The following is a 16,229-nucleotide window of genomic DNA, read 5'->3' as shown; positions in this document are numbered from 1 at the left end:
GCGTGACCGTCGGGGAGTCTCACTCCTCGACGTGATTGTCCGGGTACGCGGTGATCGCCAGGAAGCGGATGGGCAGCCGGACCAGCTCGCTCGGCCCGTGCGCGCCCTCACCGTCCAACAACAGCGAATCACCCGGCCGCAGTGTGTATTCCGAGTCGCCATGGCCGTAGACCATCACGCCCTCGAGCATGTACAGCAGTTCGGTGCCCGCATGCTGGAACAACGGGAAGGTCTCACTGCTCTCGGTCAGGGTGACCAGCACCGGCTCGAGCCGCTTGTGCTGCCCGCGCAGCGCGCCGAGTAGCTCGTAGTGGTGCCCGACCCGGGTGCCGCGCCCGACGATCACCGCGCCGTGCCCGGCCGAGGTGTACACCGCCTCACGCGCGGTGTCCGCACCCCGGAACAACGAGGTGACCGGCACATCCAAACCCGCCGCCAGCCGCGCCAAAGTCGAAAGGCTGCAAGAGGTTTGCGCATTCTCGATCTTGGACAGCATGGCCTTGGAGATGCCCACCTTGACCGCCATATCACCCACCGACAACCCACTGGCCAGCCGCAGCGCGCGCACCTGCTTACCGATCACCCGCTCCAGCTCCACGCCGGTCGGCGTATCAGGCGGCACCTCCCGCTGCACGGGTGCGGGATCGCCGGTGTCGCGGTGTTCGGCTCGGGGGCTCATATCGGAATCCTAGCGTGGGGTTTCCTCCCAGTGGACAGCGTCTTTTGCTGCTGGTGTAGACCCCGGTGGCGCTACGGGCGTTTGATCTTCGTCTGGCGCACCAGCCACGGATTGCCGTCGGCCAGCAGGGCGCCGGAGTCGACGAGGGCCTTCACTCGCCAGAACAGCGGTGCGTCACCGACATTCCGTGCGGCCATCACCGGTGCTACAACCCGGGCGATGACCGTCCAGTCCGGGGCGGCCGCGTCGAGGAGGGCCTTGTCGTAGTGGTCGGCCGGTGCGGAAGTCAGTTCGCCCGCGACGATGCGGAAGGTCTGATTCTCCCGCGTGATTCGCTGCCAGGTGTGGCGCGCGGCCGCGCGTTCGTCGGCGGTGACCGGTTCGGGGCGGGGGAGATAGCGGGCCAGCTCCTCCGGAGCGTAAGCGCCTGCCGCGCCGAGTAATTCGACCGCTTCGAGGGGCCGATCTGGCAGTCTGTCGCACAGGGCGTGGAAGAACGAGAGCTCACCGGCGTTGTCGCGGCCGTACCAGACCACGAGGCGCTCGGCGGCCGCGACCGTGTCCCAGAACTGCGCCAGTTCCTCGGCCAGGCTCATCGGAGGATCGGGCGGGGCGCCGGTCTGCGCGGTGACCATCTCGTCCCACCACTCCGCCCAGTGTTCCCGGGCGGCAGGATCGTCGGGAATCAGCGGACCGCAACTCAGATCATCGGGAAACCACGCCACCGCCTCGTCGGCGTGCTCGGCGCTGCCATCGAGCGCCACGCGCAGTGATTCGGCCGCCGAAGGCCCGCCTACCAGGTGCAATGTCGTCATTGGACCAGTGTGCCCATCGGTAACCGGATGCCGCCTCAGGGTTCACACCCAATTCCGGTACCGATATCCGCACGGGGAGCTCAGCCCCCGAAGAACGCCTTCGGCTCGCCGAGGTACCAGGTGTTCTCGATGCGCATGCGGTGGATCAGCCAGCGGTCGCCGTCGCGCACGAGTTCCAACTCGTAGGGGTTCTTCAGCAGCGCGAAGGTGTCGTGGTCGGCGGTGAGCAGATGCTGGGCCTCGACGAGGGCGGTCATGGTCGCGGTGTCGCCGTCGATGCTGATGCGCGGATTGGTGACCTGGTGGGTGGTATCCACACGGCCGGTGAACATTTCGAGGATCGCCGAGACGATCGTGTCGCGGCCGGTCATCACCGGAGGCGTGGCGCCCCAGCGGGCGGCGGCGGGGCGGAAGTCGAGTTCGGCGTCGGCGGTGAAGGCCGAGGCGAACAGTTCGGCATCCTTGCGATCCTGGCCGAGCGCGAATCGGTAAAGGGCATCGGTGATTTCGGCCCGGTCGCGCAGTTCGGCGGCCACGGCCGCCACATCGTCGGCGGGCGCGGACAGCGCGCGGTGGGTGATGCTCATCGGGTCTCCTTCATCGGTTGCGATGGTGGTGAACGCGGCCGTCACGGTTTCTCTTCCAGCCCGGCAAGGAATTTCAGCGCGAGCTCGGCGACCTGGTCGGCGGCCGCCGCGTGCGGGTAGTGGCCGTGGCCCGCGATCATCGCCACCGACCCCAGCCCGGGCGGCATGGCCGCGACAATGGCGTCCGCCTCACCGCGCGGGTCCGGGAAGTCGGGATCCTGGTCGCCCATGATGACCAGCGCCGGGCAGGCGATGTGGGGGAGTTGGGCCTGGGCGTCGGCGGGCGTCGACTTGCCGGTCTTCAGGAACTCCGCGAAGCGGCCGGGCTCGCTCAGTTTCGCCGCGAGATCGCGCATGTAGTCGTCGTAGTCGGCGGGGCGGGTCGGGTAGGCGACATCCAGATAGCTCAACCACAGCCGCAGGCTGCGGAAGATCACGGCCGCGAGCAGCCGCGGCTGACCCCGGCGATACCGCGGGACGGTGACCAGCGCGCCCAGGCTGAGCAGCGGTTGAACCCGGGTGAACGGGTTGATCTCGATGATGCCGCGCACGAGTCCGGGCTCACTCGCGGCGGCGATGGTGGCCGCGCCGCCCGAGATGGAATGCCCGATGATGACCGCCGGTCCGCCCAGTTGACGGATCAATGCGAGCAGATCCCCGGCCACATCCGTGCGGGTGATGGCGTCGCCGCCGTCGTGTGAGGTCCAGTTCAGGCTGGATTCGCCGTGGCCGCGCACGTCGACCGTGGCGACCCGGTACCCGGCCTCGATCAGCCGCGGTGCGAGGAAGCGGAAGACCTGCCGATGATCGCCGATGCCGTGCGACAACACCAGCAGCGGGCCGACACCCTCGACGTCGTAGGCGAGGCGGCCGCCGTCGAGATCCAGAAACTCGGTCATATGGGACTCCATACCGGTGAGACCGTGTCCGAGAACACGATTGGGGACACGCTCCGACAGTAGGAGCGCCCGGATCGGCGGCCGGGTGTCGATGCACGCCAACAAAGGGGATTTTCACGCCATTCGACCGGCCGAGCGGACCGCAACCCTGCGCCCCCGCCCTCTCACTCGGTACGCTGATCTTCGGGCAGGGCGAGTGTGGTTGGGTGTATGCGGGGGACAGTCGATCGATCCTGGGGAGGATGCGTGCGAATGGAGCCCGAGAATGCCGATACGCGGCCGGAGTGGGCGCCGCTGACCGTTGATCTGGACCGGCCCAGCGCGGCCCGGGTCTGGGACTTCTTCCTCGGCGGATCACATAATTTCCAGGTCGATCGGGCCTTCGCGCGCGAGACCATGGCCCAGATGCCGGACGCGCCGGTCATCGCGCGGGAGAATCGGGCGTTTCTGGGGCGGGCGGTCCGGTTCCTGGCCGCGCAGGGCATCACCCAGTTCCTCGATGTCGGCTCCGGGATTCCGACGGTCGGCAATGTGCACGAGGTCGCGCGCGAATCGGCCCCCGGGGCGCGGGTGGTCTATGTCGACAACGATCCCGTCGCCGTCACCCACAGCCGTGCGCTGCTGCGGGGCGATCGCGACACGCTCGTGCTGGAAGCCGATCTGCGCCGTCCGGACGATTTCCTCGGCGACGACGGTGCCGGGCTGCTACTCGATTTCGACCGTCCCGTCGCCGTATTACTGCTCGCCGTCCTGCATTTCATCCCCGATTCCGATGATCCGGCCGGAATCCTGGCCCGCATCCGGGAGCGGCTGGCCCCGGGCAGCTACCTGGTGATCGTGCACGGCAGCATCGAGGCCGATGCCCACCAGGCCGTCCAGGACCTCTACCGCCGCACCCCGACCCCGCTCTCCATGCGCCCGCACGCGGAGATCCTGGACCTGTTCGACGGATTCGAGCTGGTGCCACCGGGTTTGGTCGCGCCATCCGCCTGGCGGCCGGAGCTGTCCAACGGCTCGGAGTCGGCCCCGTACACCCCCGGATACGCCGGGGTGGGGCGCCTGCGATGATCCTGCGGCGATCGGGAGCGACGCGATCGGATCCCTGTGACCGAGAGCGCCACCTGCAGCGCGTCGCCGACCAATTCCTGAAACTGCTTGCGGCGGTGGGATACACCGCCACCGATCCGGTCGCGGCCGCGGAACTGGCCACCGACTTCCTGTGCTCACTCGACCGGATCAGCGCGGCCGACACCGGCAGCATCGGCTCGGTGGACAGCGAAAGCATCAGCGCCGCACAGGCACTCGGCCACGAGCTCGCCACCTGCCTGCCCGGACTGCCCACCAGCTCCCGGTTCGTCGGGCCCTTGGCCAGCGCCCTGCTGCTGGCCGCCCCCACCGAACCCGCCGCCGCCTGGGCGCTGCTGGCCGGGCACGCGATGGCCGGTTACGCCGAGGCCCTGACCGAACGCGCCCTCGGCGAGCACGAGACCATCCTGCGCGCCGCCGTCGCCGCCCGCGAACACCGGATCAGCGAGCTACAGGACCGGCTGCACCACGCCGCGACCCACGACCGGCTCACCGGGCTGCCCAATCGCACCGTGCTCGAGGAGAGCATTCTGCGATCCCTCGCCGCCGGCCGGCCGCTGTCGCTGCTGCTGGTGGATCTGGACGGCTTCAAACAGATCAACGACCTCCACGGACACGGCATCGGCGACGAACTGCTGGTCGCGGTCGCCGAGCGGCTGCGCGCGGTCACCGGCCCCGACGACTGCGTATGCCGTTACGGCGGAGACGAATTCGTCATCGCCGCCGCCGGCACCGATGACGCGGCGCGCGTCATCGCCGACCGCATCCTCATCGAAATCGCGCTGCCGTTCCCGCTGTCCACCGCCCTGGTCCACGTGCGGGCCAGCATCGGCATCGCCACCACCGCCGACGGCGAGCACAATCCGGCCACCCTCATCCATGCCGCCGACCGCGCCATGTACGCCGCGAAAACCAGCGGCGGCCACCGCTATCGCGCCGAGCCCTGACAGCTCGCCGCGGATCGCCTGCGCATTCCGGTCGGCATCGCCGGTTATGGTTGATTTGTCACGTGGATAACGGCGGGCCGGTTTCGGCGCTCGTGCAAGCGTGCGAAATAGTGGGGCGGGCCCGAGGGAGAATACGAACGTGAGCGAGACAATCAGGCAGAAGTACCGGGATCGGCGTGCGCCGGCGCCGGTCATCGCAGGGACGGGTGCCCCGGCGCCTGTTTGCGGCTAGTTCGATGTCCGACCGAGAAGTACCCGGGTCCGGCGGCCTGCCGGGACCCGGCGGGAACAGGTCCGACGCGGTGGAACGCCTCCGCAAGAAGCTGGAAAGTCTGCGGGCCGCCGAGGCGTCCGCTCCCGAGGCCGGAGACGGCGGATCCAATCTCACCCGATTGCCCCCGCGTCGTCCGCGTCGGATGACCGAGGAAGTCAGCGAGCGCCCCCGCAATGTGTGGCGTCCCGACGGCAGCTCCATCTACGACCCCGACCCGACCCGGCCCGTATTGCGTTCGGAACTGCAGCGCGAGACCGGCTGGATCCCGATCGATCCGGGCGCCACACGGCATCCGGCTCCCGAGCGCGACCCGAATCGCGCCGACGCGGACGCGAACGTCATCGATCTGGCCGCTTTGCGTGCCAAGCGCGCCGGGGAGGGCGCACCGCCGCGCGGCATTCGGCCCGCCGCCAGACCGCGTCGCATCGCACCCGCCACGGGTGAAGGAACCGGTGGCGAGGGCAAGCCGGGCAGCGATCCCGGCGAGCACTGAGGCTCGCTACCAGGGCATCGACCCCTGGGCGTCGAAATAGCCGCCGGTGGGTCCGTCGGCGCTCACCTGGGCCATGCGCGCGATGATCCGCGCACCTTCCGCCGGGGTCTGCGTGCCCGAATGGGCATTGAGGTCGGTCGCGGTGTACCCGGGTTCCACGGCGTTGATTCGCATTTCGGGCAGCGCGTTCGCGTACTGCACGGTGATTCGGTTGACCGCGGTCTTCGAGACCGGATAGGACAGCCCGGGATAGGTTCGGGCCTTGGTGCCGGGGGTGGTGGCCAGCGCGATCGAGGCCAGCGAGCTGCTGACATTGACGATGACCGGCGCGGGGGAGCGGCGCAGCAGCGGGATGAACGCGTGGGTGACGCGCACGATGCCGAAGACATTGGTGTCGAAGACCGTTCGCATCATGTCGGCGGTGACGTTCTCGATGCCGACCGCGCCATTGCCCTCGACATCGATGCCCGCATTGTTGACCAGGACATCGAGGCCGCCGTCCGCCTCGATGATCTTCACGGCCGCGTCCACGGAGGCATCGTCGGTGACATCCAGCTGCACCGAGCGCGCACCCAGCTGCTCGGCGGCGAGGCGGCCGCGTTCGGGATCGCGGCTACCGAGGTAGACGGTGTGCCCGGCGGCGACCAGTTGACGGGCGGTTTCGAATCCGATGCCCTTGTTCGCCCCGGTGATGAGTGTCGTTGTCATGGCTCCAGATTCGCGCCGCTCGGCAGGCACAGCCAGTCGCCTGATCTTCCTGGGACTGCCGATACCAGGCTCGGCGCGGTCGGCGGGTGACGGCAGAATGAGTTTCATGGCCACTGCGGAATTCGGGAAAGCGGTGCGGCGCTGGCGTGATCAGGTGTCGCCCGATGCGGCCGGGCTGTCGGCGGGTGGTGCGCGGCGCGCGCCCGGATTGCGGCGCGAGGAATTGGCGCTGCTGGCGGGCATTTCCGCCGATTACGTGACCCGCCTGGAACAGGGCCGCGCCTCGAATCCCTCGCCGCAGGTGGTCGAGGCGCTGGCCCGTGCCCTGCGGCTGTCGCCCGAGGAACGCGCCCACCTGTATCGATCGGCCGGATTGGTGGTGCCCGAAGCCGGGACCGTGCCCACCGTCATCCCGCCCGCGGTGCAGCGCATGCTGGATCGGCTGGTCGGCATCCCGGTCGCGGTGTTCGACGCGTCTTGGACACTGCTGCAAGCGAATTCGTTCTGCCGGGCGCTGCTCGACGACCCGATGGACTGGGAGGGCAACGCTCGCAATCGGGTGTGGCGGCATTTCGTCAGCCCGGGTGCGTTCGGCCGCTACGCCGCGCAGGACCTCGAAGCCCTCGAAACCGCCCTGGTCTCGGACCTGCGCGCGGCCGAGATCCGCTACCCCGCCGACCGCCGGCTCCGGCAGCTGATCATCGACCTGCGTGCCCGCAGTTCCCGGTTCACCGCCCTGTGGGAGTCCGGTGTGGTGACCGGATACGACGTCGCCGTGAAGACCGTCGATAACCCGACCGTCGGTGAGATCACCTTGGACTGCGCGGTGCTGACGGTCGCGGGCTGCGATCTGCGCATCATGATCGACACCGCGGAACCGGGTAGCCCCGATGCCGAACGGCTGGCCCTGTTGACCGCGGAAGATGACGATTTGCGCCCGTCGCGCGTGTAGATGAGTCCGAAACGCCTAGCCGCCCCGGACCACCGCGCACAGTCTGCCGGTCGGCGAAAACCGCTGCCCGGCAGACTGTTTCCACGTCACCGGACGACGTCGAAGACCTGCTTCTGAACGCCGTTGGAGTAGGTCTCGAACTCGACCAGCTTCAGCTTCTGCGCATCCTTGTCGGTATCGCTGAACAGCCGCTTGCCCGCGCCGAGCAGCAGCGGGAAGACCAGCAGGTGGTAGCGGTCGATCAGGCCCGCGTCGGACAGGCTCCGATTCAGCGAGGCGCTGCCGTGAATGATGATCGGCCCACCCTCGGTCTCCTTGAGCGCGGCCACCTCGTCGACCGACCGCAGAATCGTGGTCTCACCCCAGTTCGACACCAGATCCGCATCCGACAGCGTGGTGGACACAACGTACTTCGGCATCACCTTGTACCCGGCGAAATCCTCCATGTCCGGCCACACCGGGCTGAACGCCGCATAGCTGACCCGCCCCAGCAGCATCGCGGTCGCCTCGTCCTGCTCCCGCCCCTTGATCTCATAAGCCTCGGGCACGAACTCGATGTCCTTGAACGTCCACCCGGAATTGCGGTACCCGGGCTCCCCACCCGGTCCCTCCACAACGCCGTCGAGTGACACGAAGGCGGAGCTGATCAAAGTACGCACGAATTTCTCCCGTTCGATGTGATTCGGACGGGCTCATCCTATGACCTGGTTGTTCATGAAAAATTGGCTGGGAGAACAGGGGGTGGCCGCTGGGAGATTGTCGTGTGGTCATCGGGGGTCGTCACTGTGGGCCGATTTGTTTCACCTGTGATTCGAGGATTCATGAGCAAGACGATCGGTGGGCGGGCGCGGTGGGCTGCCGCTCTGGCGGGGACGCTGATGGCGTTGAGCAGTGCCGTCGGTTGGGCGGCGCCGGGGGAGCCGGGGCAGCGCCCGGATATGTGCGGGCACGATCAGCGCGATACGCCCGGGGCGCAGTACTTCTGCGCCAAGACCGATGATCTGGTCGACGTGCGAATCGGTGATGTGCTGGCCACCCAGCCGTCGTTGGGCTATGACGAGGTGTTCTACAAGCTGGGGCGCTACACGCTCGGCAAGGACACGGTGAACAAGAAGTTCGACGACTGGTGCGAGGCCAATGGGCAGGGCAGTGCCGCATCGGTGAATCCGGGTGCGCGCCTGGTGGATTCGGCGTCGTTCACCTGCAAGCTGGCGATCGGCAGCGAGACCGCGGACAGTGTCGCGGCCATGAAGACCGTGGTGATCGGCCCGCAGGGCAAGCTGTACCTGACCGACGGCCATCACACCCTCACCTCGTTCTTCGAGACCCCGGACGGCGGCGCGGACACCCATGTGCGGCTGCGCGTTCTCGGCAATCTGAGCTCGCTGCCGGAGGCCAAGTTCTGGGACACCATGAAGCAGAACGGCTGGGTGTGGCTGAAGGACGTGAACGGCAATGCCGTGAACGAGCATCAGCTGCCGAAGGCGTTGGGCCTGGCCAACTTCGCCGATGACAAGTACCGCAGCGTCATGTACTTCGCCCGCGACATCGGCTACACCGTCGGCACCATTCCGTTCCAGGAGTTCTACTGGGGCGAATGGATGCGCGATACGAAGGTCGGCGCCGACTGGAATCGCAACGACTTCGCCGCCTACCTGGCCACGGTGAAGACCGTCACCGAGAAGCAGGTCGGCCTGGGCGCGAACGCCGCGGTGGCCGAGGGCAAGACGGCCGGTGAACTGGGCGCGCTCACCGCCTGGAACGGCGGAGCCGACGAGACCAAGGGCGAATTCGGCAAGCTGGCCAAGCCCTACTCCGACGCCAAGCCCGGCAAGCTGGCGTACGCCATCGAATACCGCCTGCGCAACGGTCGCTGAGGTCCGTCCGGGTGGCACACCGGCCGGTGTGCCACCCGGTGATCTGTCGGTAGGTTCGGGGGATGGGGAGTCCGACCGACGCGGAGCGTCGATCACGCAGGTATAGACGGGGTTTCGCGATCATGGCCGGGGTGGTGGCCGTGGTCACGGTGGTGGGGTCGGTGCCGCGCTGGTGGTGCGGGCGGGACGCCGACGCGTGGTTCGACGGGGATTCGGCGCGGGTGCACGGGCTCGCGGAGGAGCTCGTGGCCTTCGAGGACGCCGACGATCGGCGGCGCGCGAGCGGCGCGGGCGGGGAGATCGACGGCATGTGGGGGTTGCTCGCCCACCAGATGACGGCCTTGGGGCTGGCGCAGGTTTCACTGGCCCACCCCGAGTGGCGGGATCGCTACGCCCCCATCGCGACTCGCGCGGCGGCCAAGAGCCTGCGGCCCGAGATGTACAGCGTGTTCACCGGCACCTGGCACGGGGAGGACGGGGTCACGGTGCCGGACAGCCCGAACGGGCATGCGTACCTGTCGTATCCGGCGCTCGCGCTCGGGATGGCGCGCCTGGTCGATCCGTCATTCCCGGCAGCGCTTGCGGCCCAACAGGATTCGCTGGTCGCCTCGTTCGAGCGGCGGCTGCTGGCGTCGCCGACGGGACTGATCGACACCATGCCCGGCGAGGCCTATCCGACCGATGTGGCGGCAGTCGCCGCCGCGATCGCGGTGCACGGCCGGGCGACCGGCGTGGATCACTCTGCTGTGCTGACGCACTGGGCCGAGCGGGTGCGCGGGGTGCAGATCGATCGGGACACCGGGCTGGTGTGGCAGCGCATGGGCATCGACGGGCGTCCCCACGACGCCCCGCGCGCCTCGGGCACCGGATTCGCTGCGTATTTCGCGGGTTTCGCGAACCGGGCACTGGCCGAGGAACTGGCCGACGGCGCGTTCCGTCAGGAGCGCAGTGTGCTCGGGTTCGGCGCGATCCACGAGTACGGCGGCGGTTCCGACGGCGTCGGGGATATCGACAGCGGCCCCGTCATTCTCGGAATCTCGGTGTCGGCCAGCGGATTCGCGCTCGCCCCGGCCCGCGCCTTCGGTCATCGCGAGCTCTTCACGCGGCTGTACCGCACCGTGGATCTGTTCGGCCTGCCGCTGCGCAGCGGGAATCGCGTGCGCTTCGCCAACGGTGGCGCGATCGGCAATGCGCTGCTGTTGGCGTTCCTCACCTCCGGACCGGAGGTGGCGCGATGAGGCTGCCCGACGATCCCCGGCTGCGCGCAGTATGGCGACTGCTGCGAATCCCGTTGCTGCTGACCGTGCTGTACCTCGCGCTACGCCCGGTCCTGGCGGCGCTGTCGGCACGACACGGATACGGTTCCCCGGATGGGGTGGGCGCGGGTTATCTGGCCGTCGCCGCCGCGGTCATGGTCTTACGCCTGGCGCTGCTGGTCGTCGTCCCCGCGGTGCTGGCCTACCGCCTGGTGGTGCGCGGGGTCACCTACCTTCTGCGCCAACAGGATTAGCTCGGCTGCCGCAGCGGCAGCCCCGCGGCCTGGTAGATATCGTCGATGACGCTCATGTTCGAGACCGCGTCACCCGCCGTGGTGAGGATCGGCTCGCCGCGCAGCACCGCCCCCGCGAAGGCATCGAGCTGATAGTCGTAGGAGGGGCGGCGGCTGAAAGTCCGCAGACTGCGCCCGGATTCGGTGCGCAACGCCATCACATGACCCATCTGCGGCACCACCGGATTGAACAGCCGCAGGCTGCCCCGCTCACCGGTGATCGTGGCCGAGATCCGCACCAGATCCGACGACCACATCGAGCAGCGGATCCGCCCGGTATGACCCGAGGGGAACCGCAGTTCCGCCGACATGGCGCGATCGATGCGCGGATCGCGCAGCTTGGCCCGCGCCGAAATCACCTCCGGCTCTTCGCCTCCGAAGGTGCGGGCCATATGCACGGCGTAGCAGCCCGCGTCCATGAGCGCACCACCGGCCAGTTCGTAGTTGTAGCGGATATCGGCGAACTTGGGCAGCGGGAAGCAGAGTGCGGTCTCGACCCGTACCAGCTTGCCCAATTCGCCTGTCGCCAGGATCTTCTCGGCCTCCCGGGTCAATGGGTGATAGCGGTAGTGGAACGCCTCCATCACCACCCGATCCGAGTCCTCGGCCAGTTTGGCGATCTCGCGCGCCTCCGCGGCATCGGCGGTGAACGGCTTCTCGCACAGCACATGCTTCCCGGCCGCCAGTGCCGCCCGGATCCAGCGCCCGTGCAGTCCGTTCGGCAGCGGGATGTACACCGCGTCGAGGTCGGGCGCCTCGACCAGCGCCTGGTAACTGTCGTAGACCTGCCCGATCCCGTGCTTGCGCGCGAACTCCTGCGCCCGCACCCGATCCCGTGCCGCGATCGCGGTCACCTCGACCTCGGGATTCCGCCCGGCCGGTCCGATCAGCGCCTGCGGGGCAATATTCGCCGCACCGAGAATCCCGATCCGAATCCGGCCGTGCGTATCGTCGCTCATTCCGCGACCCTACCGCCCCCGATCACCCGCTGTCTTCGTCCTGGCGAGCGCGAAAACGCAAGTGCTCGACGGTGATCCACACCAGTCCCACGATCACGACGAGCAGCGTCGCCGCCGCACCGGCGACCAGCCGGCCGCCGTCGTCGAGGTCGCTCACGGTCCAGGCCAGCAGGGCGACGCCGGCCAGCAGCAGGGTCGGCCCCGGCCAGTCGACGCCGTCGAGGACGGTGTCCGGGGTTTGGGATTGTGTGACGCGTAGAGCGCGGCTTTCGGGCATCGGAAATCTCCCTCGGCTGGCGATGGCTTCCGCATGCGGGGTGCCCGCTGTGGCCGGAGTGAAACGAGTTGCCTGGCGTGTCGGACACCTCGGGCGCGGTCGGCTAATGTCCAGCGACCGATGTGCTGTACTCGTCGGATCCGAGCTCCGAAGGAGGACTGACCGCGATGGTCGATCGACGTGTGGCGTGGCTGGTGGTGGCGTGCGCGGCGCCGGTGCTGGTCGCAGGGTGCGGCAATGGGGAGACGACCTCGGACGGCAAGACGCCGGACACCGAGGTCAAGGCCGTCACCAGCACGTTCGAGCGGTTCTTCGACAGCTCGCTGCCGGTCGATCAGAAGACGGCGCTGCTGGAGAACGGGCAGGCGTTCACGGAAACGCTGGAGCATCAGGCGCATTCGTCGATCGCCGGTGGGGCGACGGCCGATGTCTCGTCGGTGACCGGGGATGGACCCGGCCGCGCGGCGGTGACGTTCACCATCAAGAAGCACGGGATTCCATTGCTGCCCAATCGGCATGGGGCCGCCGTCGAGATCGACGGCACGTGGAAGGTGGCCTCGGCTACCTTCTGCGATCTGCTCCGCATCGAAGGTGGCGTGCCCGCGGCGTGTGACGGTTAGGGTAGGCGGATGGTTGCGGGGGCTAAAGAGTTCACCGGTGAACGTGACAGCGTGCGACCTGACGTCCGGGACGCCGAATCCGCGGTGACCGATCGGATGCTGCTCGTGGGCGCGCTGCTCGCGGTGGCCGCGGTGCTGTGGCACGTGTTCGCGATCCCGATCGGCAATCCCTACTACGGCCTGTTCCACAACGGGCTCGACCTCGAGGTCTATCGCGCGGGCGGGGAGGTGTTCCGGGAGCGGACCGGGCTCTACGACGGGCCGGTCGTGTTCGGGATGGAGTTCACTTACACGCCGTTCGCGGCGCTGGTCTTCGTGCCGCTCACGGTGATCTCACTGGTCAAGGCGAAGATGCTGTGGTCGTTGGTGACCATGGTGGCGCTGGTGGCGCTCGCCGTGCGCTGCCTGCTGGTGCTGAAGTATCGGAATACGTTGCGCACGTGGGCTTTTGCTGCGTTGCTGGCGGTGATCTGTACCGTGCTCGAACCGGTGCGCACCACCATCTGGCTCGGGCAGATCAATGTGCTGCTGGTCCTGCTGATCGTCTGGGATCTCACCCGTCCGCCCTCGGCGCGACTGCGCGGCGTGGGTGTCGGCATCGCCGCCGGAATCAAGCTGACGCCCGCGTTCTTCCTGCTCTACCTCGCCTGCACGCGGCAGTGGCGCAGCCTCGGCATCGCGTCGGGGGCCTTCGCGGCGACCATCGCAATGGGCTTCGCGCTGCGACCCCATGACGCCTACTCGTATTGGCGTGGCCAGGTCACCGCTGCCGGGCGGGTCGGGGCGGTCGATTCACCGGGCAATCAGTCGGTGAACGGCCTTGTCGCGCAACTACTGCGGTTCTTCGACGTCCGCCGCTACCTGTCGGACGCGTCGGTGTTCCAGCCGCCGACCTGGCTGTGGCTGCTGGCCTTGCTGCCGGTCGTCGCGCTCGGGCTGGCCGCCGCGACCATGGCCCACCGCACCGGCCGCGAGCTGCTGGCCATCACCATCACCGGCATGACCGCCGCGTGCGCCTCACCGTTCTCCTGGGGCCACCACTGGGTCTGGTTCATGCCCTTGCTGATTCTCGCCTGGCACTACGCCCGCACCGCCTCCACCCGCTGGGCCTGGCTCGCCCCGGCGGCCCTGGTGCTCGTCGCCTTCAGCTGGTGGTGGACCTTCTCCGACCGGCCGCCCTTCGAGAACTCACCGCATCCGATCGGCATCGGCCTGTTCATGCTGCCGCGCGCGGACAATTCCGTGTGGTTCGCCTATCTGACCGTGCCGACCTATGCGGGCTGCTACGTGCTGGTGCAGGTGGTGACGAGCTGCGTCGTCCTCAGGCGATACATTGGCCCGGTACGCATCCCTCTGCGAAAGGCCAACCACCATGTCGATTGCCGCTGACAAGGTTGTTTCCATCGAATACACCTTGACCGACGACGACGGCGAGGTGCTGGACACGTCCGTCGGCGACGAGCCGCTCGTCTACCTGCACGGCGCCGAGAACATTGTCGAGGGCCTGGAGAAGGCGCTCGACGGCAAGCAGCCCGGCGACGAGATCGAGGTCGTCGTGGAGCCCGAGGAGGGCTACGGCGACTACCTGGTCGAACTGGTGAGCACCGTGGACCGCGCGGCCTTCGACGGCGTCGACGAGCTCGAGGTCGGCATGGAGTTCGAGGCCGAGGCGCCGGACGGCGAATCGCAGATCGTCGTGGTGCGCGCGGTCGACGGCGACGAGGTCACCATCGACGCCAACCACCCGCTGGCCGGGCAGCGGCTGCACTTCAAGGTCAAGGTGATCGACATCCGCGATGCCACCGAGGACGAGCTGGCCCACGGCCACCCGCACGGCGACGACGACCACGAGCACTGAGCCACCGCGTTACGCCGAATAAGACCAGCCTCGCACCGACTCCACCGCGATCCGGATGACCGGACCGGTCGGTGAGTCGATGCGGTACTGGTCGTATTTGGTTTTCAGCCAGATCAGCGGATCGGCGAGATCGGCCGGGGCGGTGAGGATTTCGGCTCTGCCATCGAGCCGGGCCCACCACAGCTGTGTCCAGTCGTCGTCGTAGTGGTCGGCCAGTAGCGAGACTCGCGGATTGTCAGCGATATTGCGCAGCCGCCGCAGATCGGTCGTGGACTTGGGCTTGTGGTCGATGGCGATGACCACGAACAGCGTTGTGTCCGTGGGGGATACGGCGAACGTGACGGGGACCAGGTGGGGCTGCCCGGCCGCGTCGGCGGTGGCCAGGCGGGCCACGCGCGCGGCGCGGAAGCGGGACAGGGCGGTGGAACGGTCCGATCGCACGGACTAGACGCTAGCGGTCCTTGAATTCCTGCTGCACCTTGGCCGGATCGGTGATGCCGTTGGCCAGCAGCAACTGGACCAGCACCCGCGACTTGCCCGGATTCAGGTAGAGCGAGGCCGAGGTGCCCAGCTCGTCGTCATTGAGTTCGGCATTGCGGACCGTCTCGCCGGAACCGACGCGGCTCGAACGAACCACGACCACACCGCTCTTCGCCGCCTTGGACAGCGCGTCCACCACGGGCTTGGCGGTATTGCCGTCGCCGACACCGGCCAAAACGAGACCCTTCGCGCCGTGGCCGAGGGCGTCGTTCACCTGGTCGGCGTTCATGCCCGCGTGCGAGTACACGATGTCCACGCGGGGCAGGGGAGTGCCGCCGGGGACCGGGAAGTGCGAATGCCTCTGCTGCGCGGCCGGTTGCACGAAGGTGACCGACGCGGCGTCGACATAGCCGACCGGACCGGTATTGGGCGACTTGAAGGTCTGCACGCTGGTGGTATTGGTCTTGGTGACGTCGTTGGCGCTGTGAATGGTGTCGTTGAGCACGACCATCGTGCCGCGCCCGCGCGCCTCCGGAGCGGCGGCGACCTGCACGGCCGAGCGCAGATTGGCCGGCCCGTCGGCGCTCAGGGCGGTCGAGGGCCGCATGGAACCGACCAGCACGACCGGCTTCTCGCTGGAGACGACATTGTCGAGGAAGAACGCGGTCTCCTCGATGGTGTCGGTGCCGTGGGTGACCACCACACCGTCGACCTTGTTGTCGGCGAACAGCTCGTTGATCCGATTGCCCAGCTTCACCCAGACGTCTTCGTTCATGTCCTGGCTGCCGATATTGGAGATCTGCTCGGCGCTGAGCTGCGCGATCTTGTCGAGACCGGGGACCGCGTCGATCAGATCCTGCGCGGTGGCCTCGCCCGCGGTGTAGCCGACCGCCGAATTGGCATTGGCCTTGCCGGCGATGGTGCCGCCGGTGGCCAGGATGGCAATGCGCGGCAGGGCGCCGGGGACCGGCTTCGACGCGTCATCGGTCTTGCCGGTGGCGGCCTGGGAGGTGGCCGGGGGTGTGGAGGTGTCCTTGGCGGAATCGCCGGAATTGCCACTACAGCCGGTGACGATGAGTGCCGCGCCGACGGCCAGACCGGCCAAGCGGAGCAGGGATTTTCGCGCCATTGCGATGTCCTTTCGGGTCCTGTCGCGGGCGCGCAGGAGC

20 protein-coding genes are annotated in these 16,229 nt (G+C 68.2%); 10 read left to right on the top strand and 10 right to left on the bottom strand.

The features are described 5' to 3' along the window. Window positions 1–19 precede the first annotated feature (19 nt). The 4 genes from ON43_RS22120 to ON43_RS22105 form a co-directional block, all read right to left on the bottom strand. Complete coding sequence (locus ON43_RS22120) at window positions 20–679, bottom strand: helix-turn-helix domain-containing protein (protein WP_040810370.1); 660 nt, start codon at window positions 677–679, stop codon at window positions 20–22. Window positions 680–750: 71 nt separating this feature from the next. Then, entirely contained in the window at window positions 751–1,494 is a 744-nt protein-coding gene (locus ON43_RS22115) for a DUF3658 domain-containing protein (RefSeq protein WP_051178905.1), read from the bottom strand. 80 nt (window positions 1,495–1,574) lie between these two features. Further along, window positions 1,575–2,081 (bottom strand): nuclear transport factor 2 family protein, encoded by a 507-nt coding sequence (locus ON43_RS22110; RefSeq protein WP_040810533.1) that lies wholly within the window; start codon window positions 2,079–2,081, stop codon window positions 1,575–1,577. A gap of 41 nt (window positions 2,082–2,122) precedes the next feature. Beyond that, a complete protein-coding gene (locus ON43_RS22105) occupies window positions 2,123–2,980 on the bottom strand; it encodes an alpha/beta fold hydrolase (protein WP_040810532.1) in 858 nt (285 codons plus the stop codon). 252 nt (window positions 2,981–3,232) lie between these two features. Between ON43_RS22105 and ON43_RS22100 the strand changes: the two genes are divergently transcribed. From ON43_RS22100 to ON43_RS22090, 3 genes are all read left to right on the top strand, one after another. Further along, window positions 3,233–4,048: an SAM-dependent methyltransferase gene (locus ON43_RS22100; RefSeq protein ID WP_040810368.1), complete on the top strand. Its 816-nt coding sequence runs from the start codon at window positions 3,233–3,235 to the stop codon at window positions 4,046–4,048. Then, window positions 4,045–5,013, top strand: a complete 969-nt coding sequence (locus ON43_RS42685; RefSeq protein ID WP_051178903.1) for a GGDEF domain-containing protein — start codon at window positions 4,045–4,047, stop codon at window positions 5,011–5,013. Before ON43_RS22100 ends, ON43_RS42685 begins: the two co-directional genes overlap by 4 nt. A 236-nt stretch (window positions 5,014–5,249) precedes the next feature. Next, window positions 5,250–5,780 carry a hypothetical protein gene (locus tag ON43_RS22090; protein WP_157514139.1) on the top strand — a complete coding sequence of 177 codons (531 nt, stop codon included), beginning with the start codon at window positions 5,250–5,252 and terminating at the stop codon, window positions 5,778–5,780. Window positions 5,781–5,786: 6 nt separating this feature from the next. Here ON43_RS22090 and ON43_RS22085 read toward each other — a convergent pair whose 3' ends face one another. Next, on the bottom strand, window positions 5,787–6,488 hold the full coding sequence (locus ON43_RS22085) for an SDR family NAD(P)-dependent oxidoreductase (RefSeq protein ID WP_040810364.1): 702 nt from the start codon (window positions 6,486–6,488) through the stop codon (window positions 5,787–5,789). Between the two features lie 106 nt (window positions 6,489–6,594). Between ON43_RS22085 and ON43_RS22080 the strand changes: the two genes are divergently transcribed. After that, the gene (locus ON43_RS22080) at window positions 6,595–7,440 is read left to right on the top strand and encodes a helix-turn-helix transcriptional regulator (protein ID WP_051178938.1); all 846 of its coding nucleotides are present in this window, start codon (window positions 6,595–6,597) and stop codon (window positions 7,438–7,440) included. An 86-nt stretch (window positions 7,441–7,526) separates the two neighbouring features. Here ON43_RS22080 and ON43_RS22075 read toward each other — a convergent pair whose 3' ends face one another. Then, the gene (locus ON43_RS22075) at window positions 7,527–8,099 is read right to left on the bottom strand and encodes a dihydrofolate reductase family protein (protein WP_040810362.1); all 573 of its coding nucleotides are present in this window, start codon (window positions 8,097–8,099) and stop codon (window positions 7,527–7,529) included. 162 nt (window positions 8,100–8,261) lie between these two features. On the opposite strand from ON43_RS22075, the gene ON43_RS22070 reads away from it, so the two are divergent. The 3 genes from ON43_RS22070 (at window position 8,262) to ON43_RS22060 (ending at window position 10,827) form a co-directional block, all read left to right on the top strand. After that, complete coding sequence (locus ON43_RS22070; protein ID WP_040810360.1) at window positions 8,262–9,317, top strand: ParB/Srx family N-terminal domain-containing protein; 1,056 nt, start codon at window positions 8,262–8,264, stop codon at window positions 9,315–9,317. A 122-nt stretch (window positions 9,318–9,439) separates the two neighbouring features. After that, complete coding sequence (locus tag ON43_RS22065) at window positions 9,440–10,555, top strand: hypothetical protein (protein WP_040810358.1); 1,116 nt, start codon at window positions 9,440–9,442, stop codon at window positions 10,553–10,555. Then, a complete protein-coding gene (locus ON43_RS22060; protein ID WP_040810356.1) occupies window positions 10,552–10,827 on the top strand; it encodes a hypothetical protein in 276 nt (91 codons plus the stop codon). The genes ON43_RS22065 and ON43_RS22060 overlap by 4 nt, the downstream gene beginning before the upstream one ends. Here ON43_RS22060 and ON43_RS22055 read toward each other — a convergent pair. Beyond that, window positions 10,824–11,825, bottom strand: a complete 1,002-nt coding sequence (locus tag ON43_RS22055; protein ID WP_040810355.1) for a Gfo/Idh/MocA family protein — start codon at window positions 11,823–11,825, stop codon at window positions 10,824–10,826. The two genes, ON43_RS22060 and ON43_RS22055, sit on opposite strands and share 4 nt — an antisense overlap. Before the next feature lie 22 nt (window positions 11,826–11,847). Beyond that, the gene (locus tag ON43_RS22050; RefSeq protein ID WP_040810353.1) at window positions 11,848–12,102 is read right to left on the bottom strand and encodes a hypothetical protein; all 255 of its coding nucleotides are present in this window, start codon (window positions 12,100–12,102) and stop codon (window positions 11,848–11,850) included. A gap of 167 nt (window positions 12,103–12,269) precedes the next feature. On the opposite strand from ON43_RS22050, the gene ON43_RS22045 reads away from it, so the two are divergent. From ON43_RS22045 to ON43_RS22035, 3 genes are read left to right on the top strand one after another with little or no spacing between them, the layout of a single operon-like run. Continuing rightward, window positions 12,270–12,722, top strand: a complete 453-nt coding sequence (locus tag ON43_RS22045; RefSeq protein ID WP_157514138.1) for an MTB12 C-terminal domain-containing protein — start codon at window positions 12,270–12,272, stop codon at window positions 12,720–12,722. A gap of 51 nt (window positions 12,723–12,773) precedes the next feature. Beyond that, on the top strand, window positions 12,774–14,111 hold the full coding sequence (locus tag ON43_RS22040; protein ID WP_051178901.1) for a glycosyltransferase 87 family protein: 1,338 nt from the start codon (window positions 12,774–12,776) through the stop codon (window positions 14,109–14,111). After that, window positions 14,095–14,580 (top strand): FKBP-type peptidyl-prolyl cis-trans isomerase, encoded by a 486-nt coding sequence (locus ON43_RS22035; RefSeq protein ID WP_040810350.1) that lies wholly within the window; start codon window positions 14,095–14,097, stop codon window positions 14,578–14,580. Before ON43_RS22040 ends, ON43_RS22035 begins: the two co-directional genes overlap by 17 nt. A 9-nt stretch (window positions 14,581–14,589) precedes the next feature. Here the strand turns inward: ON43_RS22035 and ON43_RS22030 are convergent, their stop codons facing one another. Both ON43_RS22030 and ON43_RS22025 read right to left on the bottom strand, forming a co-directional pair. Then, window positions 14,590–15,021, bottom strand: a complete 432-nt coding sequence (locus tag ON43_RS22030; RefSeq protein ID WP_040810349.1) for a TIGR03668 family PPOX class F420-dependent oxidoreductase — start codon at window positions 15,019–15,021, stop codon at window positions 14,590–14,592. A 10-nt stretch (window positions 15,022–15,031) separates the two neighbouring features. After that, window positions 15,032–16,189 (bottom strand): asparaginase, encoded by a 1,158-nt coding sequence (locus ON43_RS22025; RefSeq protein WP_040810347.1) that lies wholly within the window; start codon window positions 16,187–16,189, stop codon window positions 15,032–15,034. Window positions 16,190–16,229 lie beyond the last annotated feature (40 nt).

Source organism: Nocardia concava NBRC 100430, from assembly GCF_000308815.1.
GTDB lineage: Bacteria > Actinomycetota > Actinomycetes > Mycobacteriales > Mycobacteriaceae > Nocardia > Nocardia concava.
This window is presented reverse-complemented; position numbering and strand designations above follow the sequence as displayed.